The sequence below is a fragment of the Mariniflexile sp. TRM1-10 genome (genome assembly GCF_003425985.1).
Lineage (GTDB): Bacteria > Bacteroidota > Bacteroidia > Flavobacteriales > Flavobacteriaceae > Mariniflexile.
Map to the genome: position 1 here is coordinate 648,638 of NZ_CP022985.1, position 26,447 is coordinate 675,084.

Sequence of the window (26,447 nt, forward strand, 5' to 3'; positions counted from 1 at the left end):
TGGATGTTCTGAGAAAGCGTATTGAAAAAATCTCCTAACTTCATCCTGTATGATATTTTTCAATACCCATTCAGTGGCTTTCTAAGCCACCATACTTACACATCACATAAACACAAGTTGTTTAAAAATTCTACAACATATTGGCAAGCTTTCCAATTACTCAAATATGCTGCTGAATAGTTTAGGATACCATATAAATTCTATTTAATTTTACTTTAAAACAAACCGAATAAAACCTGTTTCTTTAAGTTCACATAAAGATAATGAATAAAATATTTTCCATATTATTACTCTGCACAATGTACTCATGTAATCCCCAAAATAAGATGGCAATTGATAAATTAGTACTTAATGAAAACGTAGAAGATTTTTTCCAAAATGGGAATACTGCTGTAGAAGCCAGAGAAATTAATACAACATTGCCATTTATCTACACAAATGACGTAGAATCATATAAATATGGCACTGTAAATTTTGTAAATTCAGATGGGGATGATATGATATTGAGTCGTATAGGTGTATTATTGGCAAGACCTACAGATGCAACTATTGTTGGAGTTGTTGTTGCTATTGAGAACACCCAAACCAGCAGTTTACTTCTAAAAGAAATAACAAAATTAAACGGGCTGCCGGAAATACTAGTGCCGATTCCCCAAGAGAATAATGATAATCAGCTACTGGGCCATTCTGCATATCTCTGGCGCTTAAAGGATAATCGTTCCATTATTCTTACCCAATCCTATGAATATACTGAAGGCAAAAGAACTATGTCCTCTTTAATGTATATGGTTTCAAACAAAGTAAAAGTTATAGATCCCAATCAAGACGAATTTGTCGTTGATAGATTAATCCGAACCTATAAGTAGCTAAATGGATTGTAAAATATAACCATACAATATTTAAGTTTTTAGTTTTATAAAGCAGGATTCAATCATCCTGTTTTTTTATACCCATTCTTTCATCCCAAAGCACATTTATCTCTCCCACGCAAATCCCATCGCTCATAAAAGAGCTTTGCCCGGATGTTGTGGGAAAGCGTATTGAAAAAATCGCCCAGCGACACCCAACAATGATATTTTTCAATACCCTTTCAGTGGCTTTCTAAGCCACCATATTTACACACCACAAAAACACTAGTTGTTTAGAAATTCTGCCATATAGAGGCAAGCTTTCCGGTCACATTGGCTAGTTACCGAAAGCCATCTTCATTACTTCCCCTTTGTTTTTTTATCCAAGAACCGGTATGCTGTTTTGTTCCATTTCAAGAGCAAAGGTATTTACGTGTTCTTAACGCAGGTACAAGGTCAAGCCCTTCGGGTTTGCAAAAAAATCTCCACCTATCCAGGTCGTATTTTTTTGTCAAAACCTTGTACCTGCTAAACACGAACCTTTTATGCTCCTGAAACGAAACAAAGCATACTCCGGCTCTTTAAACGAATAAAAAAAAATGTCAGAAATGAAAATAAATATTGGAATTGGTAATAGGGTGAAACGAAACAGCACCACCTCTCATTGCCAAATAAATAAAATCAAAAAAAAAAAAAAAATAACTCAAAAAATCTAAAATCATGAACATCACAGGAAGATTGACAAGGGATGCGGAAGTACGCACAACGTCACAGAACAAAGAAGTAGTAAGCTTTTCAGTAGCAGTAAACGACAGCTACAAAACCAAGCAAGGAGAACGTATAGAGCAAACCGCCTTTTTCGATTGCTCCTATTGGAGAACCCCAAAAGTAGCCGATTTTCTTACCAAAGGTACATTGGTAGAACTATCAGGGAGAGTAAGTGCAAGAGCATGGGCAGGTAATGACGGAGAACCAAGAGCAGGACTGAATTTCCATACCACAGAAATCAAATTCTACGGAGGTGCTAAGAAAGCAGAAACCGTAGAGGCTACTAAGAAAATCAAAACTGTTAATCCTGTACCACAGGAAACAACAGACGACCTCCCATTCTAACAACGAGTATGCAATCATTTTATAAACTTTAAATCATTTTATCATGGCACACAACATTAATTTCAACGAGAAAACAGGACGTTATTCATTCTTTAGCGTACAACAAAAAGCGTGGCACGGTTTGGGTCAAATCGTAGAACAGTACCCAACAAGCGAGGAAGCTATCAAACACGCAGGGTTAGATTATGAAGTCGTTAAAAGTCCTCTTTATACCAAAGGTTCGGGCATTATAGAAACAGCAAACGGTATCGAGATTGGTGACAACGAATTGCATGTTCCCAATTATTTTGCCAACATCCGTAGCGATAACAATACCGTATTGGGCGTAGTGGGTAAAGACTACCATATCGTACAGAACCGTGAAGCCTTCAATTTCTTTGATGCCATTGTAGGCGGTGGAGAGGGTATCCTATACGAAACCGCAGGGGCATTGGGACAGGGAGAACGCATTTTTATTACGGCAAAATTGCCCGACTACATCCGTGTAGGTAATGGCGATGATGTTACGGAAAAGTACATTTTCCTGACCACTTCGCACGATGGTAGCGGAAGTATAACAGCAGCCTTCACCCCTATTAGAATCGTTTGCCAAAACACGCTTAACGCATCACTACGCAACATGACCAATGTTGTGCGTATCAGACATACATCGGGAGCAAAACAGCGTATCGAGAACGCCCACAAGATAATGGGATTGGCAAATACTCTAAGCACACAGTTAGAAGGGATTTTCAATGGATGGAGTAAAGTAAAGGTTACAGACCGAGAAGTAAGAAAGCTAATCCAATTGGCACTTTGCCCGAACAAGGAAACATTGGACTTACTGAAAAAGGGCGCAGAAGATGAAGTTTCAACCGTCTTCAAAAATACCGTAGAAGATGCTTTTGCATACGCTATGGTAAGTGATACCCAACAAATGGACACCACTAAAGGTACTTTGTTCGGAGCGTATAATGCCGTGACAGGCTACTATCAGAATGTACGCAGTTACAAAGACGATGAAGCCAAGTTACAGAGCATTGTAATGGGTGGAACGGCTCAACTTAAATCACAGAAAGCATTTGAACTATGTACCGCCTTTGCAACGGACGGAGCGGAAATCTTTAACCTTAATTAATAACCACAGGCTACCGCCTTACACGGTGGTAGCCTATTAAAGACAACAATCATGGCAAATTGGTGCAGTAACGTGGTTTGGTTTGAAGCAAATGAGACCACTTTAGAAAAGATAAGGGATATGTTTTTACAAATGGCAGAAATGGAAAAAGAGACGAAGTGTGGACAGTTGCCCACATTCATAAAGGAAGATGGGGATTGGTTTTTTGACATCCGTTGGGAAGAAGAAGATGTACTCTATTACGAGAGTCGATGGTCGCCCAATACTGAGGTCGTGCAACAAATAGCGGAACATTTCGGGGTCGGTTTTACTATGGAATATGAAGAAACAGGATGCCTAGTATATGGCAAGGCAACCTTTACAGACGGCATACTCATGGACACCTATTTGTCTGGTGAAGATTTTCAAACCTATCACTATAACGAAGAAACAGACAACTATCACTTTGAAGGGGAAACCTACGAAAGTGATTGCGAGATATTGGAAATCCTATTGGAACGAAAAACAGCACTCTTATGAAAGTAACGGATTTGAACGGTTGCCTTATTGAGGTAACTAACCTTGATGAAGCCATTGGGATAACTGCCCAATACAAAGAATATAGCCATGAGGATAAAAATTATTCCGAGTTAGACAAAAGACAAAAAGCCTATTGGACGGATATGTACGAGAAGCTAACAGCCATAAAAGAACGATTAAACAACAATTAAATTTTTAGAAAGATGAACGCAAATTTTTTCAACCAAATACAGCAGTTGGACTTTACAGGAGTATTGCAACTGAACATTTCAAAAGGAATAGAAAACCACCTAATTGTAACAGTATTGCTCAACAACGAACAATGCGGAGATAATGCCAAAAACCTTATTCCCCCATTGACATTTAACGCCACACCCCAAGAGTTTGACGAGGGATTTTTTCAGCAGATAACAACACCTATACAAAAGGTATCGGGCTTGATGGTGGATATGGAAAAGTTCCTAAAACAATTGGAAGACGCCAAAAGGCAATCGGCAATGGAAAAAGAGAAAACCGATAAGCAGAAGAAAGAACAGGAAGCCAAAGACAAGAAGTTTAAAGAAGGTATGGCAAAGGCGGACGAACTCGAAAAAGAGGGCAAATTCCGTGAAGCGTGGATGAAAGTACCCGATATAACGGAGTTTCCCGAAAAAGCGGACGAGCTACGCAAACGCAAAAAGGAACTGTCCGACCAGTTTTCCTCAACAGGTCTATTCGCAACAGAGTAAGAACAACCTATTTAACTTAAAAAACCAAAAACTATGTTATTAGCAACGCAATTAGAACGAGTGTTTATACTCAAGGATAAAGGACAGGACATCAAATTGACCGACCCCGAACCACATTGGAGCGTGGAAGCCGTATTGAACTTTTACGCCAATACATACCCCATACTGACCACCGCCAAAGTATCAGCACCGCAAATCAAAGACGATGCAGTCGAGTACAGATTTGAAAGTGTCATGGGTACGAAAGGTTAAACCTAAATTGTAAAAAGATGAATTATGCAACACAACATTATATCGGGAACTATCAGCCTACCCGACCAAAAAAGACAAAGGCAGTTGCACCAACAGTTGGTCGATTTCGCCCATTGGATGCAAAGACCCAAAGATGCAAACGAAGTGCAGAAAGACAAACAGAAATCCGTACCGATAGCCATGTTGCCAATGGTTTTCTGAAATCCACTTTTCTGCCTAGACTGAAAACGGCACAATCTGTACAGGCTTGTAGGGAATCTGCAAAAACGCAGAGGGATTTTTATAAGTCCATTTCCCAAATTGCCGAACATTATGGCTTTCAGCCCATGCCCACAAAGGGTTACGGCTATCCCTACAATATGGCTCTAGCGATGTGGGATGCCCAGACCAAGATAAATCAAAGGAATGCCAATTGGGACAGCCTTCGTTTGGTACAGGACGGCAAGAAAACATTTTTTATAAGTGAGGAGCGGTACAGCACTGGTTCGACCCTGTATTACATTCCCGTTAAACCGCTCTTTCAAATGCTCCATGACCCCAAGCGTAAAAAGACAGCGCAATTGCTTATATCGGTTTGCAGTTATCTATACTATATTGCAGATATACCCTATTATAGAGAGGAAAACAGTTATCTGTATTGGATGTATGAAATGATGACCGAATGGGTGGAACAGGATGATGAAACGGAAGAAACACAAGACTATAAACGTGAACTAAGGCAAGCCGAATATTTTGGGGATGCTATAGAACAGAAACTATTTAACCGCATCAATTTAGAGGTGTTTGAACAACGTTTAAACCATTTTAAAAGCCGAGATACATTTGACAGGGAATGCCAAAAGGTGGCTACTGATGCATTTTCCCTTTACAAGCAATATCCGCATGAGCGTATTTTTAGAAATGCCCTAAGACCCAATGAAGACCCCGAAAGAGAAGAGAACGAAATCGAAGCCATTACAATGGACAAGTACATTTCCTTTATAGCGGATACCCAGGGTTGGCTCTATGAAAGCCTTTCCGATTGTATCAACAACGAGTTCAATGAGTATGGGGAAATTGAAGAACCCACCTTATGCAAACGCTTTGATGGAAGTAATATAACGCAAACCAACCTTGATTTTGAAAACCGCCTTTTTGCTCTTTTGGACACTATATGTAGCCTATTGTATGACTATAAAACCACAAGAAAATGAACAATGTAAACGACATAACCGAAAATTTAGGAACCTTATACCATCCCAAATCCGCTTTGGTTTTCTACGAAACTAACGGAACAAGCACCAATTGTTATGTGGAGCATTTTGATATGGACAAAAACGGTAATCCCATCAATGCCCATCCATTGACCACAAGGGAAGCCCATGTATTGGCAAAGGCACTTCTAACCGATAATGAAAAGAATAAAGCTTTTTTAAAGCCAAAAGGAATTTTGCCGACCAACATTCTACATTTCAATCCGAGTGAAAATGGTACGGTAATTTGGTACACCAAAGCACAAATACGACAACTGTACTTTGTGGATAATCTTGGCATACCTAATGGAAAAGTTTATCTACCGCCAATGCTTTGGTTTGCCAATAAAAACAGTCTTTCCGTGTTTGCCCTTGCATCAAATCGAAGACCCACAGAAAAAACGCCTTTGTATTATGCGCCTTTCTTCAATATTTATGAAAATGGCAATGTATGTATGGGAACGGTAACGGTCGACATCAAAAATTCCGCTTCGATAGAGGAATTTACAACCGCTTGGGAAGATTACTTTTTTAATAGCTATTTCAATCATTTAATGGGAAAACACAATCCTATAAAAGGCAATTGTGTAAGCCTTTGGAAAAAGCTGATACAAACAGGCGAAGCCTTTCCAAAAGCGGTATTGAAAAAAAACAACAGAACACTTAAAAATCTACTGCGATGAGTACCGAAAAAACAAAAATGCATTTTACGGACAATTACCTGATAAATCCGACAAACCCCATTACCGTAAACCTAATCGGTTCGGGTGGTACAGGCTCTAAAGTATTGACCGCCTTAATGGAAATGAACTACAGCCTAATTGCATTGGGACACGCAGGATTGCAAGTCCGCCTTTGGGATGATGATATTGTAACGAGTGCCAATTTAGGCAGACAGCGTTTTGCAGAATGTGAGGTTACGTTGTACAAATCCGTTGCCCTTGTAAACCGTGCAAACCGCTTTATGGGAACGAATTGGAAAGCCGAAACGGTAAAATTTGAAAAGGACAAGTTTGGCAGAATACCCGAAAAAGCAAAGGCAATCATTACTATTACTTGTGTGGACAGCGTACAGGCAAGATTTGGAGTTGCCGACATATTGAAAGATATAAACAACCACAAACATCACAGGGACGAACCAAAATATTGGTTGGATTTTGGCAATAGCCAACATACAGGGCAGGTACTGTTAGCTACCATTGGAAACATTCCCCAACCCAGCTCCGAAAAATACGAAACGGTGGCAAGCCTGCCAATGGTTACTGAAGAATTTAGCGAATTACTGAAACAATCCGAACAAGAAGATAACACTCCAAGCTGTTCACTTGCAGAAGCATTGGAACACCAAGATTTATTTATCAATTCCTCTTTGACCCAAATGGGGTGTTCTTTATTATGGAGTTTATTTCGCAATGGTATGACCCCATACAGGGGATTTTTCCACAATCTAAAGGACTTCCGTACCCATCCCATAAAAGTCGCCTGATAGCCAATATCGGGCGGCAAAAAGACAGACCCTTCCGATGGTCGGGACAGTCTTTTTGCATCAAATCGGTGCAACCACTTTGACAAAATGCGCTTCACCTCAATGCCCCAGTCCCATTTTATCAAACAGGTTGCGACATTTTTTCGTGGGATATTCATTATCCCATTGTTGCTATTTGAAGGGCTTTTTTACTTTGTGAAACAGATACCGTTGTGGGAACAGTTTTTTATTCGATGCTTAATTTAATTTATATCCCAATATCCTAATCGCATCATCAGCTTTGTCATTCCTAATCGGATACTTTTCCGGTTTTGTCCAACCATTTAACTCCTGTACGCCTGAAGTTCCTAATCTCTTTAATTTATATTCGGGATTTTTTATCAAATTATGAATTTTTAAATCCATTTCATCATTTGAATGAATTAGATATTTTAAGGATTTACGAATTCGGGGCATTCCATTTTCTGCTATAAATGAGTCGTCTGCATTAAATCTTTGAATTCGCATATTCGATGAATGTAAACCTGCAAATACTTGTCTTGCTTGACTTTCTGTTAATTTGTCAATGTTTTTTCTTGACAAGTTAAATTTATAAACATCTTTCGACAAATTAGCCATATAATTTGGATAGTTATCTTCTTTAAATTCTCGATGCCATTTTATATAATCTTTGAAAAGTTTTGGAATTATCTGCTTTTGATTTTTTTCTGTCAAAATTTTTCCACTTTTTTTATGCCAAACTACTTTTATGAAGTGCCAAAAATGGTCCAAAATCAAATATGATGGAATATTTGGATGTTCCTTTTCCGCAATGTCTTTTATTAATTCACGAATTTCATCAACAATTCCCCAATAAACAAAATACTGTTTTGCAATTTTCGTTATTCTAGGTTTTTTGTTCCGTTTCGTTCTATTCGCAGTTATCTTTGTTTTAAATCGTTTTAGTTCTGCGTTTTGTTTTTTTTGTCTTTTTAACCAATTTTTATAAAGAAACTCATAATTATCAAGATCAGTAGGTTGAAGTAGATTTGAACTTTTTATTAAATCGCTAAAATGCTTTTCAAGTCCTTTCAAAATCTTTTTTTCATCAGAATAGATATTTGTTTCTATATTTTTTTCTAAACCACCAAAAGTAAAATTTGATGAACCTATTATTGCTCCAATGATAAAACCTTCTTTGTAAAATATGATAAACTTTGAATGAAATTCATCGCCTAAAAAACTTATCTCAACTTTACTTGATGATTGTATTTTTTTTAGCGAATAAAAACTTGTTGGTGGTCTCAAAGAAACCAGTAGATTTACTTGAATTTGATTTTCGCTCCATTGTTTAATTAAATCACTTTCGGTAAAAAAGGCAGTAGCAATGTCAATTTGATCAGATTGTTTTGCTAATTTTTCAATTTCGTTTTTGAGATTTTTAGTTGGTCGGTTGGTGATTATCATTCTATCTTTAAGCAATGTTTAATATTAACACATTATTTTTTTAAAAAAGCATAAGACGTTTAGCATATAATGAGATATGCTATTTAACTCTTTTATTAATTAACTTAAACTTTCTTTCCAAATATTCTTTACAGGGGTAATCACTCTTATTTTCAGGCAGTTTTAGTTCTTTTACTATTACTCCAATCTTATCCTTAGTTTCAACTTTATAGTCAGGTTTTATAATTAAAAGCCCACTGTCAAATGCAATTTCATGATTAACACAAAGTGCTATTCCATTGTTAATCGTATCTGGCCCACCATTTTTCACATCCCATATATGAGAAGCTCTTAGTAAACTCGGTAGGTTTAATTCACAAACTGCGCAACAGTTCTTATAAGCTCCAAGAACTTCTTTTCTGAATTTTGATTGTTTTCTTAATGGTTTTTTAATTTCTGATTCTTGCCATTCTCGTCCATTTGGATATGGTCTTTCTGTAAAATTTATTTCATGTTTTCCATTCTTAAAATAGCGAATAGTAGGTAGTGTTTCATATCTTGTAATGCTTGTGTCAAGTAATTCTATTTTGCCAGTTTCGTCAATTTCTACAAATAAACGTAATTCATTTTTTCTATGATATATGAACTTTACAACATGAAAAACAAAATCAAGTGGTAAATTTTCTATTAGAGAAGGATTTATACATTTATTTCTTTTTTCTCTATTTGAAGCTTCATTTGCTTCTTTGAGAAGTGGCTTAGAGAAAAATCTAAATTCTTCATAAATCTCCATTTATTTTCGTTTAATTGTTGCTTATAGTCATTGTGACAGTTGCAGAACTCAAAATTTAATCCTATTTTTTTTGTACTTATAAAAACCTACTAGATTTTCATAAGTATGCTAGAAGGTCATTGTATTCAGAAATCTACGTTGAAGCAAGTCGTTTTTTAAATTCTTTTTCGTTAATTTCTTCCATTCACGGATTTTTTTCGTTGTTAATATTAGTTGGTTTTCACTTCGTAAACATGTCCTTTCGGTAAAATATCTTCGTCAGTTTTATTGATTAATACAGGCCTAATCCATATTAACTTATTCTCTTGCAAATCTTTCCCAAATAGTTGTTTACGCCAGTGTCCTCTTCGCCAATGCAACGATTTTCTATGACTTTCATCATATTCATTAACATTTCTGTTATTATTGTTACCAAAATATAAAATTTTTGAAAATCCTGTTTCGTTTATTTTCTTTTCAATTTTTTTCTTTTGTTTATCTGTCTTCGCAAAATTCAATTTTCGATTGAAATTGAAAGGTAGATTTTGAGGAAATTCTTGTTCTGAATTTATCTTTTCTTTTGGTTGAGAAAGATATAAAAGTGAGTTAATTAATACTCTAATTGTCTTGTCAACAAAGTCTTTATATTCATTTATTATTTTCTCTCGCTTATTTTTATCTTGCGGAAAATTTTGATAGACTTGGCTTTCAAATTTTTCAATTTCTTGGTCAATTGCATCTCCAACTGTAATAAAATCTTCATATTTTGGAAAGGCAAGTCCATAACTCCAGCTTAATTTAATTTCCTCGTCAAAAATTACTTCATCAGGTTTCTCTTTTACAAAATTCTCAAAATTTCCGACAAAGTGAAAGTAGATTAAAAGTTTATATTCAGGCTCGTAATAATCGTCTCTCATTTTTGGGTCACGTTCAGATTTTGGAATTGCCTCCATTTCACTCCTTTCAAGGTGAACATAGACTCCATCTATTAAATTCTCATTATCTGAATTTGCATATAAACCTAAAGACTTTAATGAAAGATAAAAATCATCGTATGGAAGACTGAACATATCAAATGAAATATCATCAACATCTGTTTTCTCTAACATTAAAAGTAAGTCATTTGAAAAAGAGAAAATATTTCTCCCTAATCTGTTCCAAAGAGACCAAGTTGATAAATCATCTGAAATATAACCTGCTAATTTTTCATTTCCTTTTGATACACTATTTAGAAATTCATAGTATGGGTCATTTTCAAAATTGTAGTTTTTATCATTTTGAAATTTCTTTTCAAGGGCTCGATAATTATACTTTTTATCAGTCTTATAAGGATAGAAATATTCCAATTCTTTTTCTTTCATCTATGTTTTTCCTCAATTAATAGCAACAATCATATAACCACAATAAATAGTAATCCAAATGTAATTAAATCTTTTTATGTACGCAATATATTACTTTTCAATAAGATATCCAATGAACTTATAGAGGTATTATTTGATTGTATGTTATATATTTGTCTTTATTTCAGGCAAAGTATTATCCAATAAGCAAACAGCAAAGCCGTTCCCGAATAAAACCTCTCTGTTTTTAGGTAAAGGTGCAATGTGTAACATGCTGAATGATCCTTTTTTAAGACAATCTTCGCTTTACTTCATCCATATCATTGCTAAGCCGTTGAAACATTTGCTCCAAGCTTAAAGTCGACGCAGTTTCCTGTTTACTGTCATCCCTGCCAATATGAGCCACATATTCCCAAATCTCCAAGATATCAGAGAGTTTAATATCATAAGGGCTGTAAATAACATTGTCTGGTGCTACCGTAAAAGAGTCCGAATTTTTTTTGCTCAGTCGTTTATAAGTGATCCCCTCGCTAACCGTAATTAGGATGTACGTCTTATCATTTCTTACTTCGCCCAAGTTCTCTATATATTTCCCAATCACAAAACTCTTGTTATTATGAGGTGGCATAGAATCACCGTCAATAGGGAAAGCCCTGAATTTCCCAGAACCCAAAAAAGGCAATGTCAGCTGTTGCAGACTTTCCATAAATTCAGCATCGGCATATCCTGTAAGATAACCTGCTCGGGCTTTATGTGGCACAATTTCTATTAAGTTGTTTCCTTCATGGTCCACTACAATTGGCAGTACAATCCTGTTATCTTCCAGCTGCAATAAATTTTCAATGGAGATTTTCCTTAAATCCACGGTGAGAAGTAAATCAATACTGATATAATAATACCGTGAAATAACCAATAGCGTTTCTGCTGGCGGTGTGTTCTTTCCATATTCATATTTCTTATAGCGGTCAAGAGGTAAATGCATACCGTCAGCCACTTCCTGCTGGGACAAGTTTCGCTTGCTTCTTAGCCACTTAAGATTATCAGCAATGTACAACATATGTTAAAGGGATTTTAAGTCACCACAAATATAATCATTATAAGGATTTAACGTCCTAATTTTGTAAAAATATATTTCTACCTAAAATTTTCAAGATAACATGACACGTGCCATCGTACATATGGATTTGGATACATTTTTTGTCTCCTGCGCAAGACTGCAAAACCCCCAACTCAATGGTATTCCTCTCATTGTTGGAGGTGGCGAAAGAGGTGTTGTAGCGTCATGTTCCTATGAGGCAAGATATTTTGGAGTTCGCTCAGCAATGCCCATCAGGATGGCTATGCAGCTTTGCCCACAGGCAAAAATTATAAAAGGTGATATGGAATTGTTCTCCAACAAATCGCATGAAGTCACACAGATTATTGAAGAGAATGCGCCACTAGTTGAAAAAGCAAGTATTGACGAATTCTATCTGGATATTTCGGGTATGGATAAATTCTATGGCTGTTACAAATGGACAAACGAACTCTCCCATAGCATTACCAAGGAAACGGGACTGCCTATAAGTTTTGCTCTATCGGTCAATAAAACAGTTTCTAAAATTGCAACTGGCGAAGGAAAGCCAAAAGGGAACTTGGAGATTCCGCAAAACATGGTACAGCCATTCCTTAACCCCCTTTCCATTCGTAAAATTCCAATGGTAGGTGAAGTCACATTTAATCTGCTATCCAGACTGGGTATTCGGAATATAGAAAAACTATCGGAAACACCTGCTGAAGTATTACAGAGCCTCATTGGTAAAAATGGACTGGAATTGTGGAAAAAAGCCAATGGAATTGACCACTCGCCTGTTGAACCTTACAGGGAAAGAAAATCTCTTTCTACGGAACACACTTATCTACAGGATACCATAGATATTAAAAAAGTGGAATCATTGATATTGGGAATGGTTGAAAAATTAGCCTATCAGGCACGATGTGAAGGGTGGCTGGTCTCAACGCTGTCCATAAAAATACGGTATGCCAATTTTGATACTGAAAATCAACAAAGAAAGATAGCCTATACCTCCTGTGACCATATTTTAGCAAAAACGGCATTGGAATTATTCCATAAATTGTACAACCGCCGTATGAGAATTAGACTGGTTGGTATAACATTTACTGGTTTGGTCAGGGGAACCTATCAGATTAATATGTTTGAGGATACTGAAGAAATGATGGCATTATACCAGACGATGGACAAAATTAAAAATCGTTTTGGTTTTGATGCTGTCACAAGATGCGGAGGAAGAATCCTTAAATCAAAAGCAGCAAACATTATTTCAAATCCGAGAGCCCAATTTATTAACCCTACATATACTGAATAATGTACCTGAACTGTCATTCTTATCATTCACTCCGTTACGGAACTATTCCACTAAATGAACTGGTGGAACAGGCTACGCTATTTGGTGTAACGGCAATGGCACTCACAGACATTAACACGGTAACGGGAATTTATGATTTTATGAAGAGCTGCAAAGCTTTTAACATAAAACCTTTGGTTGGAATTGATTTCCGTAATGGCTCCAAACAGCTCTATGTGGGACTTGCAAAAAATAGTGCAGGGATAGCCGAGATGAATCGACTATTGACCAAACATAATTTTGAAAACAGCCTGCTTCCCAATCAGGCGCCTTGTTTTGAAAATGTCTTTATCATCTATCCATTAGATAATGTTCCTGACGAGCTTCAGGAAAATGAATTTATAGGTATTACGCCAGAACAGTTACTTAAACTATACAATGCCAATTGGAAAAATAAGATTGACAAAATGGTTGTTTTACAATCAGTTACATATCGAACTAAAAAAGAGTACAATCTCCATAAAATATTAAGAGCGATTGACCTTAACATTCTAGGTTCAAAATTGGTCGAATCGGATTATTGCAAAATTTCTGAGGTAATGATTCCATTGAACACTCTTCTGGAAAAATTCACAGACTATCCACATATTATCCAAAATACCCAAACCATAATTACTGCCTGTAATTTCGAATACGATTTCAATACACCAAAAAATAAAAGGCACTATACCACAAACAAGCAAGGTGATATTGAATTGTTAACCAAGCTGGCTTATGAAGGGATGATTCGACGATATGGTCATGAGAATAGTGAAGCCAAAGCTAGAGTTGAAAAAGAACTCAGGGTAATTGATGAACTGGAATTCAGCGGTTACTTTCTTATCACATGGGATATTGTCCAATACAGCATCAGTCAGGGCTTTCTTCACATTGGTCGTGGTAGTGGTGCCAATAGTATTATTGCGTATTGCCTTGATATCACGGATATATGCCCACTGGAACTTGATCTGTATTTTGAGCGTTTTTTAAACCTCAACCGTAAAACGCCTCCCGATTTTGATATTGACTGGTCCTGGCGGGAACGTGACACAATTTTGGAATACATATTCAGTAAATACGGAACTGACCATGTGGCTTTTTGCGGGACAAACGTAGAGTTTAAATACCGTTCCATTTTCCGTGAAGTGGGCAAAGTATTTGGCTTGCCAAAAGAGGAACTGGATATATTGGCAAAGAACCCAATGACAAAACATCACAAAAATGATGTTGTCAAAATGGTTCAAGAATACGGAATGATGCTCGAAAAATATCCAAATCAGCGCAGTATGCATTCCTGTGGCATTATCATTTCTGAAAAGCCTATTACCCATTATTCTGCTTTGGAAATGCCTCCCAAAGGTTTTCCCATTGTGCAGTTTGATATGCATGTAGCAGAAGATATTGGTTTTGATAAATTCGATATTTTAAGCCAGCGTGGTATTGGCCATATTGATGATGCCGTCAAACTAATCAAAAAAAACCAGAACATCGACGTCAATATTCGGGACACTTCAATTTCTAAAGATGAGGTAAAATGCAACGAGTTCCTAAGTCGTGGCAAAACCATTGGTTGCTTTTATATTGAAAGCCCAGCAATGCGAGGTCTGCTCAGAAGGCTCAATTGTGATAATTACAAAGTACTTGTGGCAGCATCATCTATTATCCGTCCGGGAGTGGCTCAATCAGGCATGATGAAGGAATATATCTTCCGACACAATCATCCTGATCGTTTTGAATATTTCCACGAAGTTTTCAAGGAACAGTTGGGCGAAACCTATGGTATCATGGTGTATCAGGAAGATGTGATTAAAATTGCACTGCATTATGGTGGATTGCCTGCTGCCGATGGTGATATTCTCAGACGTGCCATGAGTGGAAAAGGGCGCTCAAAAACAGCCCTGCAAAAAGTGAAAGACAACTTTTTTGCTTCCTGTGAGCAAAAAGGGCATCCGTTAGAATTAAGTCAGGAAATTTACAGGCAGATTGAATCCTTTGCTGGATATTCCTTTTGCAAGGCACACTCGGCATCTTATGCGGTGGAAAGTTACCAAAGCCTTTATCTGAAAGCCTATTATCCAATTGAGTTCATGACAGCTGTTATCAATAATTTTGGAGGTTTCTACCGTACTGAAGTTTATGTGCATGAGGCTCGGATGTCAGGGGCGAAAATCCATAATCCATGTATCAATAAAAGTGATGTGCAGACCAATGTATCAGGCCGAAATATTTATCTGGGGTTTCAACATTTGAAAAGCCTGCAATCCCAAATAGCAGAATTGATTGTAAGTGAAAGGGAGGAAAATGGCCCATATCAATCACTTGAGGATTTTATCAATCGTGTCCCTATTGGCATTGAAGGCATACAGACCTTGATTTTCATTAATGCTTTTCGCTTTACTGGTAAGCAGAAAAACGAATTGCTGATTATAGCAAGGTTGATTTTAATCAATTTCAGACCTGAGAACCGCAATCTTCTATTGCTTCAAGAACCTGTAAAAAAGTATAAATTGCCAGTACTGGAACGTTCCCCTTTTGAGGACGCTTTTGATGAAATTGAACTGCTTGATTTTCCTGTTTCCGTTACACCGTTTAATTTATTGAAGACTTCTTTTCGTGGGGATGTCATGGCAAAGGATCTGACTAAATACCATAAAAAAACAGTCAGGATGCTTGCCTATCTGATTTCACGAAAACACGTTCCCACCAAACGGGGGGACATGTATTTTGGGACTTGGATTGATAGTGAAGGGGAATATTTCGACACAGCCCATTTTGCCGATTGCCTGCACAACTACCCTTTTCAAGGTGGTGGCTGTTATTTGTTACAAGGTAAAGTAGAAGTGGATTATCATTTTCCGACCATTACCATATCAAAAATGGCAAAGATGCCCTTTATTGCCGACCCCCGTTATTCTGCTACCGATGAAAGAAGATTCCATACACAACAGCAGATTCGTGAAGATGTGAGTATGACCCATCGGGAACCCTATCCACAGGAACATGACTACCATATGCCACGATACAAAATGACATAATAAGAACAATAAGTAAAAAACATAGAAAGATGACACTTTTTAATGACACCGAAATTTTCGCATCTGGCACAGGTGGCAAAAAAATATTTGACGTTCCTGATGCTGATTTGCTATTGATTGATAATTTTTTTTCCAAGGAAGAGTCTGATGGGTATTATAACACTTTGCTCCATCAAACTATATGGCGTGAATATGAAATGCCAATGTATGACAAAGTAGTTACTGCACCTAGAATGGTCTCATGGTATGGTGAAACGAACCGGAGTTCCCGAAAATCCAATCCCAACTGGCCTCTGGAATTGCTGACTATCCGGGAAAGGGTAGAAAATGAAACACAGATGAAGTTCAATGCCGTATTACTTAATCTCTACAGAAATGGGAATGATGGTGTTTCCTGGCATAGTGATAAAACTGTGAGCAGTAATAAAAACATGAACATTGCCTCGTTAACATTTGGTGAAACCCGTATGTTCCGTCTGCGTCATAAACTTTTAAAGCATATTCCACAGATAGAAATTCCTTTGCATCACGGTACTTTCCTATTGATGGCAGGAAATACAAACTCATATTGGGAACATCAGGTACCTAAAACTGCTCGGAATGTATTGCCAAGAATCAATTTAACGTTCCGTCAGGTCAGTCTGGGGCAATAGCGGTTTTTCAGTGACAGCTTGCTGTTCCACTTCCTTTTCTTCTCTGGAATAGCCCCATAAGAACAGTACGCCAGCTATAATTAATATATAAGCTAGCCAACGACCGATTCGCTCAAAAAAACGAGTCACTACTGCTTTTTCATAGCTGGTAAAGCCTTCTACGCCATTGGAGTTACGTCTGCCAAACCGCCTTTTGCCTATCCAATACCATAAAAACAGTCCTATTGACAGTGCCAAACTTCCCATTATCAGTAAGGTATAATCCATATTTATTTATTTATTTATTTATTTATTTATTTATTTATTTATATTAATATAAAAATATAATCAAAGAAGTTAAATTAGAGATTTAAAACATAAAAAACAAATTGTAAAAAATTGACCTGCTGTATTTTAGCAGGTCAATTTACTTTATAGTAACCGTTACTGTTTTTATCTATTTATGCTGTTTAATTGAAAACTCAGCTGTTTTTCATTTCCAAAATTATCAGAAATCCATACCGTGAAGGATTGTGTCACAAAAGACTCTGAAGTATAATACAAGCGGAATTGCTCCGCTGGTATTGGATATAAATTATTGGGAAGAAAACCATACTTGTGGTCGAATCGTAGCCTACCCTGACCATCATATTGAAAATATCTAATAAAATACTGAGTGCCAACATAGTGATCGGTTCTTTGAATCGCAAGCCTTATTTCAATGGTTTGACCGTTGGCAATTTGCTTTGGAATTGGCATAACACTAACTTCAAATGGAACTCCTTTTTGGATTTCCAAATCCTTTTTTTCACATGAAGAAAGAAGGCTCATGCTTAGCATTGTGGCAAAAAATAGCCATAGATATTTTAAATGTATTGTAAAACGGATGTTTCTGTAATTGATTAATGATTTCATAATTATTGTTTTTAAAAGTTATATCTTAAACCCACCCCTGCGGATGGTCGAAGTTGTTCTAGGGACGTTCCCCAGAATAGTTTAGCCTTTGCCTGAAGCAACAATACAAGATGATTGGATAGATAGGCTTCAATGGACAATTTTCCTCCAGCACCGTAAATGAAATTCTCTTCATTAAGAATCTTTGCACCATCATATAATATGTCAGTGCCACGATTAATGGTTTCATATCCGATAAGTCCTGTAATGGCTGTATTCAGGGAAATATTTCTTGGTATATCTCCCAGTAGATAGAAACTATATCCACCTTCCATACTATAGGTTTCCTGTGGTATTCTCAGACCTTTGTATTTTGAATATTGGTGGGTATATTCCAATGCCCAAAGCTTGTAATTTCCATTTCTGTCATTTACAGTCAACCCTATATTGAGATAATAGTTCCTACCTGGACTATCATAGGATAAAGTTCCTGTACTTATTTCCAATCCTTTTTGCTTGGGCAACATGCGTTGTGCCTGACCGGTAGTGATGCTTGTTACTACAAACAGCACTGCAAATAGATATTTTTTCATTTATTGTTTTTATTTAGGTTACTATATTTTCAGGTGCATATCCTTAATCAGTCGTGCTCTTATCAAATCCGAGTTTTCTACCCGAAGCGTTTGATTTCTGCCACCGTTCTTTTCGAAAATCTCAATTAGGAGTTCCTTATCATTGGATATGGTAAACTGGTCCAATAGGAACACATTTCGTTCAATGGTCATTTCGTTTATGGTACCCAATGGCTTGTAGGCACGAAGCGGCACCATCGGTCTTTCCTGAACCACCGTACGCTTGGCAATCTTTTTATCCACGACCTTGAAATTGATAAAATCAATCTGGAAAGGTACATTCGAGCGGTTTTTTACTTCGGTATGGAAATAGTATTTTCCGCTATGGATATAGATTCCTTTCAGTATAAACTGTATACCGAAGCTTCTCGCCCCAATATGTTTTATAATACACTTGTCCTGTTTGTAGATGATTTCCAATAACAGGCCTGCCAAGGATGGGGAGCTGTTTCCCAATTCCTCAAAGAGCACATCCGCTCCTTGTTGCTTGCTTACTGATTGCTGCATGCTTAACAAATCATAGTTTTGATGGAAAGGACTAGGACTGTAAAACACATTAAAATTGTAAAAAAGTCCATCATCGGTAATGACCGAAAAATTGGTTTCTTCCTCAAAACCCTTTACTGAAGCTTTTATGCGAAGTACGTTTTCAGCATCTTCAGCCTTTGATGCAATTAGGTATTCGCTGCCCAAATCCACATAACGAATAGCAGCTGGGAAAATCAAATGGGAAGTTTTGTCGTAAGTGACTTCCATACAATAAGGCTCTATCTTGCCCAAAGCAAGCGAGGTTTTTGCACTATTTTGTGCAAAGGATGTTACGGCAAAGCCGATTACAAGGGCAATTGCCCAAAAGGTCTTTAAGTGATTTTTCATATTTCTATTTTTATAATGGTTTAACTTATTTTTTTGAGACCAAAAACAGTAGATGGCCAGCCTTTAGGGTAATTTTTGGAGTTTTCACCTTTTTGGAGAAATAGCCTGAAATGCCCTGAACCACCCCACGGCTCAGGTCAGCTGCAACCTGCTGTCCTGCCGATTGGGTAAGCATCAGGCTCGTTCCTGAAGTCTGACTCATATTGCCAGCCATTTCAGTTAGGGCATTCATTTCAGGTGAATATGGTACATATAAACCCTCTTGACCATCAAGGTCATAAATGGTAATATCAACTGGAATAATATTGCCATCCACTTCCATGGAGGTCACTTTTAGCTGTAAACGTCCAGACTGAAACTTGGTATGGGCCGTAAGGATGGTTCCTTGTACAATGGCACGGTTGGGCGTTTGTGCAGGCTCCAACAACCGTAAGCGTACAAAACTTTCGCCTGTAACAGTTTGTGTTTCATGAATACAGGCTTTGATGCTGTTTTTGGGTTCTACCGCCTGTTGCGAGGAACCAGGCGTGTAAAACTGCCTGTTGCGATTTTCACTCCAATAGGCTATAAAAGCACTATCGGTAGGCTCACGGTACAAGGCAGATACGACGTTTTTCCTTCTGGAGGTAAATGCCACGAAGGATTCCTTTTGTGTGGACGAAGCTGGAGTAACTTTAACCTCTCCCGTATTCGTACCCGAGGGAAGGTATTTTGCGGCCATTTGATAGGATTTCTCCATGAGTGACAATTGGTTCTCAACGGTAACGGTCTCTGGCACTTCTTTCTCAGCCAATTGTTCCTTTAGCTCATCCAATTGCTTTTGGAGTTCCAGCGTCTGGGAATTATCTCCTTGATAGAAAGAACCTAATGTGCTTTGCGCATTATGGTAACTGTTCAATGCCGGATTACTGTGTCTTTCATATCCACCACTATAGCTAGGCTCTTCTTCATCAAGGGCTTCAACGGGTTCTTCATTATCATCCGTATTCCAGTAATCCGAAAGAGATAATAAGGCATTTCGTTTTTCCTGTTCTTTGGCCTTAAGCATTTCCTGTTCATATGCCTTCCCTTTGTTGGCAGGCATTCCAGCTCCAGTTGCCTGTGGCACCACATCGTTCAATCCAGCCTTTTCGATTTCCGTTTTATCGGTAGATGGTTTAAATATGAGGTACATACAACCGAAGAATACCACAGCCATCAAACTGAATATGAGTGGTTTTTTCAGACGTTCCTTATTGTTCTGCTTGTCATCAAGCAGGTTGGAGACTTTGTTTTGGCTACCTTCCTCAACTAGGAAGCTGACCTTTTTTTCATTTTCTTTCATCTATTCTATTTTTATTTGTTTCTAATTTTTTTAATGCTGGGTTTTCAATTGGCTCGATGACCATACCTTTTTGAGAGGTTCCTGCGTCGTCCAATATTTTAGCAATGACTACAGCTGTAATCAGTAGATAAACTGCAAAAAAGTACAGCGTATATCTATGTTGTTTCCTTATTGGCAATGCCTGCCAGCGCTTGTCCTGTTTATCCAGCCATTTGTCCATATTAGTTTTTAATTTTTTCATACCTTAAACTATTATCGTGTTTTTAGAATCTGAAACGCTTACCATGGACGACCTTTTGCTTTGGGGCATCACTGACCATTGCGATTGCTTCATTTGCTTTTGGCAAAGTGGCTACAGAAAGGTTTGTTAATTCTGAACTTTTTAATAATTGCCCAAAACGGTCTTTTTTTATGATCTCCATTTTTTGGAGGTCAAATGTTCCGCTTTGATGTTTTACATACATGTAGCATTGAACGAGAGGTTTATCATCTCCTGACCATCGCAGGTAGCCTGTCAGCAACAACATAGGCTTAGAGCTACTTTCCACACCATTATGGCAATTTTCCAAGTAGGCACTGATGCTTTCCTTTAGCTTGCCAGGATAGGCTCCTTGCGTATGGAAGTACCCGTTGTAACCCTTGTCAGTAAGGATTTTTGTGAAGGTGTCCAGATTATGTGAATTTTCCATAAGATTGTCTTTTAACGTTGGATGACCTCGATGTCCCTGTTTTCCACCACGGCAAATTTTTCGATATTGAAACCTTGCGGGTTAGTGTCCGAACGCACGGAGTTGACCAGATAGCAGGAAGTAACCAGATTGCGTTTGGTCACATTGCTGGAGCGGATGATGAATTGATTGCCGTAGGTGCGTACCGCATAAGGGTAGATATCAAAGTTGCAGATCACGCTATCGACCTCAATGCGCTGTTGTACGTTGCCAGATATGATACGGCTGAAATATCCTTTTTCCGAAAGGTCTTTGTAATAATCGAAAGCACTTTTATCAGCAAGGTTAAAAGCCCTGTTCATATTGCTCTCAATGGCATTCTTATCTGGTGCTAGGGTAAAGAACAGCTCGTGAAAGCGTCTGACGTGTTCCCTTGCTTCAACCGGACGGTTGATAGCCGCATCCTGTGAAAGAGCCAACATCAAGGATTTTCCATTATCCAGTACATAGATTTTCTGACGTTGTTCCTGCGCAAACTGGTAGGATTTCCAAAGGGAAAATCCCGTTATCCCAAGGCAGAGCACGGCAAATACAAGGGCATACAGCCGTATTTGCCGAAAACTGTTTTCAATATTTCTTAAGGTTTTAAATTCCATTTTTTAAATTATTTAGTGATTCATTACTTTAATAGTTGTCCTCCGATATTCCCTGCAGCGGAGCCAGCACCAGCACTGGCAACGTTTCCAGCCTTCATTGCCGTTTGGTTTACATTACGGGTAAAGTTCCCTGCACCACCAGCCTGAATGATCCAGCCGGTTACTGTGGGAATGGTGAAATAGCCCACAATACCAATGATCATAAAAATGGTATAGACCGTGTTTGAGGTATCAGGGATAAAAGTGGGATCGGACAGCATTTCGATATCCCTCTCAACAATCAGGGTTTGTATCTTAGCGAGCATGGAGCTGAACAAATCTGCTACCGGAAGCCAGAGGTACACACTAATGTAACGGGTAAGCCACTGGGTAAGCGTGGATTGAAAACCGTCCCAGGCCGATATGGCAAAAGCTATAGGTCCTAAAATGGAAAGTACTATCAAAAAGAACGTCCGTATGGTGTCAACTACCAGTGCGGCCGCCTGAAAGAGCACTTCCAATAATTTCCTAAACCAGTTTTTGACGGTCTGTTCAAACTTATATCCCTGACGTTCCATATACATACCCGAGATGGTGACCAAATCAGATGGCGACCAGCCCAACGCTTCCAGTTTTTTATCGAATTCTTCGTTTGACACTAGATATGCGGTTTCTGGATTGCGGAGCATCGCTTCGCGTTCCAATAGGTCTTTTTTTGCCTGTAGGTCGTTTAGGTCAAGCACCTGATTTTCGAGAATGCCATGTGTTCCCTGTACCACGGGACTTAGTATGGCGTTGATGCTCCCCAGCACAAGGGTCGGAAAGAACATAATACAAATACCCAAGGCAAAAGGACGGAGCAGTGGATACATATCAATGGGCTCTGCCCTACTCAGTGCCTGCCATACCTTTAGGGCTACATAAAACAAGGCGCCCAATCCGGCAAGTCCTTTGGCTATGCCCGCCATCTCGCCTGATAGCGGTAGCATCTCATCATACAGGGAGCGCAAAACCTCATGAAGATTGTTAAATTCCATAGCTTACCAGTATTTTTGGTTAGCCGTTCCATAGAGTTCCAATACTCTTTCGGTATCGTTCTGCTTCCTTGCTCTTAGAAAACTGACCGAGATATTTTTATTGGTGTAATAGCGTACCAGATTGTGGTACTCTTTTACTTCCTTGTACACACGGTCAATAATGTCCATTCGTTCCTTATCATTTAAGGACAGTGTGGATGCATTGATAATCAGTTTGAGTTCTTTCAGGAGTTCGGTACTCTCGTTTAGCAGAGCTGAGTAACCATTGGCAATAGCCGACAGTTCTTGAGGAGAAAAGTTCGGATCATTAATCATTTTTCCAAAGTTGTTGACATACATTTCAGATACATCGCCCACCAGCAGTACGGTCTGCTGTACTTTTCGGGCATCTTTCACAAGGTTGTTTACCGCTTGTAGCTTGTCGTAGTATTCTTTGCCCTGCTTATATACTTTTTCCACTTCCTTAAAGTTTTTAATGACATTACTTACCGTAGAGGAAGTCTGTACAATTTCATTGGCGCTGTTTACGATACTCTGTGCCAGATTGGAAGGATCGGTTACTACCCATTGGGCTGTGGCTGATGTTGCCGACAATACCATTGCCACGCACACCATTGTGATTAACTTTTTCATTGTTTTTGATTTTTTAAAGCGTTAATAATTATTTTGTTTCTCTTTTGTGAGAAGCGATACGTTTGATAGCGAGTTCTACATTGCCATCAAGTTCCGCAGCTAGTTTCATGACTTCCAGTTTTTCGGTTTCTTCCGTGGTATAAGCCAAATATTCCTCTGCGGATACCTCAGTAGCGTAAACGGCTGAATGAGTTCCGCCCAATCCAATCCATACTTCCTTGTAAAGCCGTGAGGGATCGTTATTCATATTGATGGAAAGCACCTGTGCCTTTTCCTTGTCAGTAAGCCCCAACATGGCTTGGATGTCATCGAACTTGTTCATGTACTTGCGCTGGTCGAGCAGTATTTTACAATCGGAGTTGTTGATGATACTTTCCTTGACAATGGGTGACTGAATAATATCATCGACTTCTTGGGTTACCACAATAGCTTCACCAAAAAACTTTCTGACCGTTTTAAAGAGGTACTTGATGTAATCCGCCATGCCTTCTTTGGCTATGGCTTTCCAAGCTTCTTCAATCAGGATAAGTTTACGGATGCCCTTGAGCCTACGCATCTTGTTGATAAAGACCTCCATAATAATGATAGTGACTATTGGAAAAAGGATTTTGTGGTCTTTAATAGCATCAATCTCAAAGACAATGAAGCGTTTGGACAGCAGGTCCAATTGTTTATCGGAATTTAGCAGATAATCGTATTCACCTCCTTTGTAGTAAGGTTCTAGGACGTTCAGAAAATTGGCAATATCAAAGTCTTTTTCCCTGACTTTTTTTGCTTCAAGTACCTTACGATAATCACCCTGTACATAATCATAGAAGCCATTGAATGAGGGATAGACATCGTCCTGTTTGATGATTTCGATATAACCACTTACGGCATTGGACAGGGCTACCTCTTCCGAACGTGTTGGTGGTTCGTTATCCCGTTTCCACAAAGTCAATATGAGTGTTTTGATACTCTCTCTTTTCTCAATGTCAAAAACACCGTCATCGGTATAGAAAGGATTAAAGGCAATAGGATTATCTTCGGTATAAGTGAAATACACGCCATCTTCACCTTTGGTCTTGGCTTTGATAAGTTCGCACAATCCCTGATAGGAATTACCGGTATCCACCAATAATACGTGTGCACCTTGCTCGTAGTACTGGCGTACCATGTGATTGGTAAAAAAGGATTTACCGCTTCCCGAAGGTCCCAATATAAACTTGTTCCGATTGGTAATAATACCCCGTTTCATGGGCAAATCGGAAATATCCAAATGAATGGGTTTTCCAGTTAGACGGTCTGCCATCTTGATACCAAATGGGGATGGTGAATTGTGATAGTTCGTTTCCTCTGTAAAAAAACACAAAGCGGGTTTAATGAACGTGTAAAAGCTTTCCTCACTTGGGAAGTCTCCTGCATTGCCTGGCATGCCCGCCCAATAGAGCGTGGCAACATCGGTGGTGTTATGACGGGGTTTGCATTCCATCAGCGCCAATGCGCTACCGCTATCGTTTTTTAGTTGTCTAAGCTCACCCGGATTATCCGACCAAGCCATGACATTGAAATGCGCACGAATGGAAGAAAGACCAAATGAATGTGCCTCGTTCAAATAGCGTTCAATCCATTCCTTGTTGATTTGATTGGCACGGCTGTAACGAGCCAGTGAGTGCATATTGCGTGCGGACTTCTCAAACTTTTGCAGGTTGTCTTCACTGTTATCCAAAAACAGATATTGGTTGTAGATGTGGTTGCAGCTTAAGAGCAAGCCCACTGGAGCAGCAAATGACAAGCGGCAATCACTTCTATCGGTGGATAGCTTTTCGTATCGAGCATCTGCCGATACTGTACTGGGCAAATCATCCGTATCGGATAGGGTGTGCAAGCACATCCTTTTGTTACCGACACGGACTTCTTCAGCGCCCAGGGCGATGTCCTGCATCGGTGCTGCAGCTTCCCTTGACAAAGTGAGATACTGTTCCAACAGTCCCTGCTTGCTATCAGTACCAATGATATCGGCTTCGGTAAGGCGTTGGAATGTTATAAATCCACTATCGTTTACGATACGCTCAAACTGTGCTACCGATTCCATAAAGCGGTGGATTGTTTCTTTATCCCTGATTTCCTTTGGAATTAGAGTCCCTTTGCAAAGCGATGAAAAATTGCTCTGCGTTCGCATGCGTTCCTTAGTGGTCTTGGTTAGGAACAAGTAGCAATAGTGGTTCAAAAAAGGACGCTCGTTAAAATGCTGTTGGAAGGACTTTCCCAAAAAACTTAAATCCTCTTTGGCCATATCAGGCGCGTAGTTTTCCTTGATATACCAATCCTGTTTGTGTACCACCGTATAGTCTGGTAAAGTCTTGATGGCTTTATGCCAAGCGGAGTGAATGGCTTCGTATTCAGCTGAAGCTACCGTGAAGAGTTCCGGCAAGCGTACTTTAAAACAAGCGGTAATGTCTGCATCTTTCGATAGGATGCAATTGTTTTCCACAGCCAATAAGGGAAACTTATTCTCTAGTGTAGTGGTCTTGGCTACATTTCTCATACCGCATTATATTTAGGAGTGAACTTTAAATAGCGGTGTACGGGTTTACGGCAGATGATGTAACGGGGATGTCTTTTTCTTGCGGCAATCTTCATTAGTCCATGTTCTCCATGCTTTTTGTTCAGTGTGAAGGTTTGCCATACGATTAGCGAAGCACCACCAGCTCCAAGAAACAGGCAGATATAGGAGTTGACCCCAACCATGTAAAGTATCATCACTAGGACAAGCGTTGCGAGCAGTCCTCCTGCAAAGAGGAACAGGTACTGTGCTTTGAGTCCCTTAAATTCCACTGTTCTCCCAATTCCTTTATTGATATTGTAAGTATTCATAAGGTTAGG

General features: G+C 38.6%; 29 protein-coding genes. 13 read left to right on the plus strand and 16 right to left on the minus strand.

Annotation, left to right across the window (positions count from 1 at the left end; translation table 11 throughout):
- Positions 1-299 precede the first annotated feature (299 nt).
- The 10 genes from CJ739_RS03075 (at position 300) to CJ739_RS03125 (ending at position 7,295) form a co-directional block, all read left to right on the plus strand.
- Positions 300-866: a hypothetical protein gene (locus CJ739_RS03075; RefSeq protein WP_162880113.1), complete on the plus strand. Its 567-nt coding sequence runs from the start codon at positions 300-302 to the stop codon at positions 864-866.
- Between the two features lie 702 nt (positions 867-1,568).
- Positions 1,569-1,961 (plus strand): single-stranded DNA-binding protein, encoded by a 393-nt coding sequence (locus CJ739_RS03085; protein WP_117172587.1) that lies wholly within the window; start codon positions 1,569-1,571, stop codon positions 1,959-1,961.
- A 43-nt stretch (positions 1,962-2,004) separates the two neighbouring features.
- Positions 2,005-3,078 carry a DUF932 domain-containing protein gene (locus tag CJ739_RS03090; protein ID WP_117172588.1) on the plus strand — a complete coding sequence of 358 codons (1,074 nt, stop codon included), beginning with the start codon at positions 2,005-2,007 and terminating at the stop codon, positions 3,076-3,078.
- 51 nt (positions 3,079-3,129) lie between these two features.
- Entirely contained in the window at positions 3,130-3,597 is a 468-nt protein-coding gene (locus tag CJ739_RS03095) for a DUF1281 family ferredoxin-like fold protein (protein ID WP_117172589.1), read from the plus strand.
- The gene (locus CJ739_RS03100) at positions 3,594-3,788 is read left to right on the plus strand and encodes a hypothetical protein (RefSeq protein ID WP_117172590.1); all 195 of its coding nucleotides are present in this window, start codon (positions 3,594-3,596) and stop codon (positions 3,786-3,788) included. Before CJ739_RS03095 ends, CJ739_RS03100 begins: the two co-directional genes overlap by 4 nt.
- Positions 3,789-3,800: 12 nt before the next feature.
- Positions 3,801-4,325 (plus strand): PRTRC system protein E, encoded by a 525-nt coding sequence (locus tag CJ739_RS03105; protein ID WP_117172591.1) that lies wholly within the window; start codon positions 3,801-3,803, stop codon positions 4,323-4,325.
- A gap of 33 nt (positions 4,326-4,358) precedes the next feature.
- On the plus strand, positions 4,359-4,577 hold the full coding sequence (locus CJ739_RS03110; protein WP_117172592.1) for a PRTRC system protein C: 219 nt from the start codon (positions 4,359-4,361) through the stop codon (positions 4,575-4,577).
- Between the two features lie 17 nt (positions 4,578-4,594).
- Positions 4,595-5,770 carry a hypothetical protein gene (locus CJ739_RS03115; RefSeq protein ID WP_117172593.1) on the plus strand — a complete coding sequence of 392 codons (1,176 nt, stop codon included), beginning with the start codon at positions 4,595-4,597 and terminating at the stop codon, positions 5,768-5,770.
- Entirely contained in the window at positions 5,767-6,492 is a 726-nt protein-coding gene (locus tag CJ739_RS03120) for a PRTRC system protein B (protein ID WP_117172594.1), read from the plus strand. Before CJ739_RS03115 ends, CJ739_RS03120 begins: the two co-directional genes overlap by 4 nt.
- Positions 6,489-7,295 (plus strand): PRTRC system ThiF family protein, encoded by an 807-nt coding sequence (locus CJ739_RS03125; protein ID WP_117172595.1) that lies wholly within the window; start codon positions 6,489-6,491, stop codon positions 7,293-7,295. Before CJ739_RS03120 ends, CJ739_RS03125 begins: the two co-directional genes overlap by 4 nt.
- A 237-nt stretch (positions 7,296-7,532) precedes the next feature.
- Here CJ739_RS03125 and CJ739_RS03130 read toward each other — a convergent pair whose 3' ends face one another.
- The 4 genes from CJ739_RS03130 to CJ739_RS03145 form a co-directional block, all read right to left on the minus strand.
- Entirely contained in the window at positions 7,533-8,756 is a 1,224-nt protein-coding gene (locus tag CJ739_RS03130) for a phospholipase D-like domain-containing protein (RefSeq protein WP_162880114.1), read from the minus strand.
- Positions 8,757-8,820: 64 nt separating this feature from the next.
- A complete protein-coding gene (locus CJ739_RS03135; protein WP_117172597.1) occupies positions 8,821-9,513 on the minus strand; it encodes an HNH endonuclease in 693 nt (230 codons plus the stop codon).
- A 209-nt stretch (positions 9,514-9,722) separates the two neighbouring features.
- Positions 9,723-10,853: an AcrVA2 family anti-CRISPR protein gene (locus CJ739_RS03140; protein WP_117172598.1), complete on the minus strand. Its 1,131-nt coding sequence runs from the start codon at positions 10,851-10,853 to the stop codon at positions 9,723-9,725.
- 268 nt (positions 10,854-11,121) lie between these two features.
- Positions 11,122-11,889, minus strand: a complete 768-nt coding sequence (locus CJ739_RS03145; protein WP_117172599.1) for an XRE family transcriptional regulator — start codon at positions 11,887-11,889, stop codon at positions 11,122-11,124.
- A gap of 100 nt (positions 11,890-11,989) precedes the next feature.
- On the opposite strand from CJ739_RS03145, the gene dinB reads away from it, so the two are divergent.
- Genes dinB through CJ739_RS03160 form a run of 3 tightly spaced genes read left to right on the plus strand, consistent with a single transcriptional unit; the run spans position 11,990 to position 16,904 of the window.
- Entirely contained in the window at positions 11,990-13,198 is a 1,209-nt protein-coding gene (dinB, locus tag CJ739_RS03150; RefSeq protein ID WP_117172600.1) for a DNA polymerase IV, read from the plus strand.
- Positions 13,198-16,251 carry a DNA polymerase III subunit alpha gene (locus CJ739_RS03155; protein WP_117172601.1) on the plus strand — a complete coding sequence of 1,018 codons (3,054 nt, stop codon included), beginning with the start codon at positions 13,198-13,200 and terminating at the stop codon, positions 16,249-16,251. Before dinB ends, CJ739_RS03155 begins: the two co-directional genes overlap by 1 nt.
- A gap of 29 nt (positions 16,252-16,280) precedes the next feature.
- Positions 16,281-16,904: an alpha-ketoglutarate-dependent dioxygenase AlkB family protein gene (locus CJ739_RS03160; RefSeq protein WP_117172602.1), complete on the plus strand. Its 624-nt coding sequence runs from the start codon at positions 16,281-16,283 to the stop codon at positions 16,902-16,904.
- Here the strand turns inward: CJ739_RS03160 and CJ739_RS03165 are convergent.
- From CJ739_RS03165 to CJ739_RS03220, 12 genes are all read right to left on the minus strand, one after another.
- Entirely contained in the window at positions 16,872-17,171 is a 300-nt protein-coding gene (locus tag CJ739_RS03165) for a molybdenum ABC transporter permease (RefSeq protein ID WP_117172603.1), read from the minus strand. The genes CJ739_RS03160 and CJ739_RS03165 overlap by 33 nt on opposite strands.
- 165 nt (positions 17,172-17,336) lie before the next feature.
- Positions 17,337-17,798 (minus strand): DUF3872 domain-containing protein, encoded by a 462-nt coding sequence (locus CJ739_RS03170; RefSeq protein ID WP_117172604.1) that lies wholly within the window; start codon positions 17,796-17,798, stop codon positions 17,337-17,339.
- 11 nt (positions 17,799-17,809) lie between these two features.
- Positions 17,810-18,370: a conjugal transfer protein TraO gene (locus tag CJ739_RS03175; protein ID WP_117172605.1), complete on the minus strand. Its 561-nt coding sequence runs from the start codon at positions 18,368-18,370 to the stop codon at positions 17,810-17,812.
- Positions 18,371-18,391: 21 nt separating this feature from the next.
- Complete coding sequence (traN, locus tag CJ739_RS03180) at positions 18,392-19,285, minus strand: conjugative transposon protein TraN (protein ID WP_117172606.1); 894 nt, start codon at positions 19,283-19,285, stop codon at positions 18,392-18,394.
- Between the two features lie 25 nt (positions 19,286-19,310).
- Complete coding sequence (gene traM, locus CJ739_RS03185) at positions 19,311-20,609, minus strand: conjugative transposon protein TraM (RefSeq protein ID WP_117172607.1); 1,299 nt, start codon at positions 20,607-20,609, stop codon at positions 19,311-19,313.
- Positions 20,596-20,850, minus strand: a complete 255-nt coding sequence (locus tag CJ739_RS03190; protein WP_117172608.1) for a nitrogen regulatory IIA protein — start codon at positions 20,848-20,850, stop codon at positions 20,596-20,598. Before CJ739_RS03190 ends, traM begins: the two co-directional genes overlap by 14 nt.
- A 22-nt stretch (positions 20,851-20,872) precedes the next feature.
- Positions 20,873-21,298 (minus strand): hypothetical protein, encoded by a 426-nt coding sequence (locus CJ739_RS03195; protein WP_117172609.1) that lies wholly within the window; start codon positions 21,296-21,298, stop codon positions 20,873-20,875.
- 11 nt (positions 21,299-21,309) lie between these two features.
- Complete coding sequence (gene traK, locus CJ739_RS03200) at positions 21,310-21,933, minus strand: conjugative transposon protein TraK (protein ID WP_117172610.1); 624 nt, start codon at positions 21,931-21,933, stop codon at positions 21,310-21,312.
- A 23-nt stretch (positions 21,934-21,956) separates the two neighbouring features.
- Positions 21,957-22,949 carry a conjugative transposon protein TraJ gene (gene traJ / locus CJ739_RS03205; protein ID WP_117172611.1) on the minus strand — a complete coding sequence of 331 codons (993 nt, stop codon included), beginning with the start codon at positions 22,947-22,949 and terminating at the stop codon, positions 21,957-21,959.
- Between the two features lie 3 nt (positions 22,950-22,952).
- Positions 22,953-23,582, minus strand: coding sequence for a DUF4141 domain-containing protein (locus CJ739_RS03210; RefSeq protein ID WP_117172612.1), 630 nt, complete (start codon positions 23,580-23,582; stop codon positions 22,953-22,955).
- A 28-nt stretch (positions 23,583-23,610) separates the two neighbouring features.
- The gene (locus CJ739_RS03215; protein WP_117172613.1) at positions 23,611-26,109 is read right to left on the minus strand and encodes a TraG family conjugative transposon ATPase; all 2,499 of its coding nucleotides are present in this window, start codon (positions 26,107-26,109) and stop codon (positions 23,611-23,613) included.
- A complete protein-coding gene (locus CJ739_RS03220) occupies positions 26,106-26,438 on the minus strand; it encodes a DUF4133 domain-containing protein (RefSeq protein ID WP_117172614.1) in 333 nt (110 codons plus the stop codon). The genes CJ739_RS03215 and CJ739_RS03220 overlap by 4 nt, the downstream gene beginning before the upstream one ends.
- Positions 26,439-26,447: the final 9 nt, after the last annotated feature.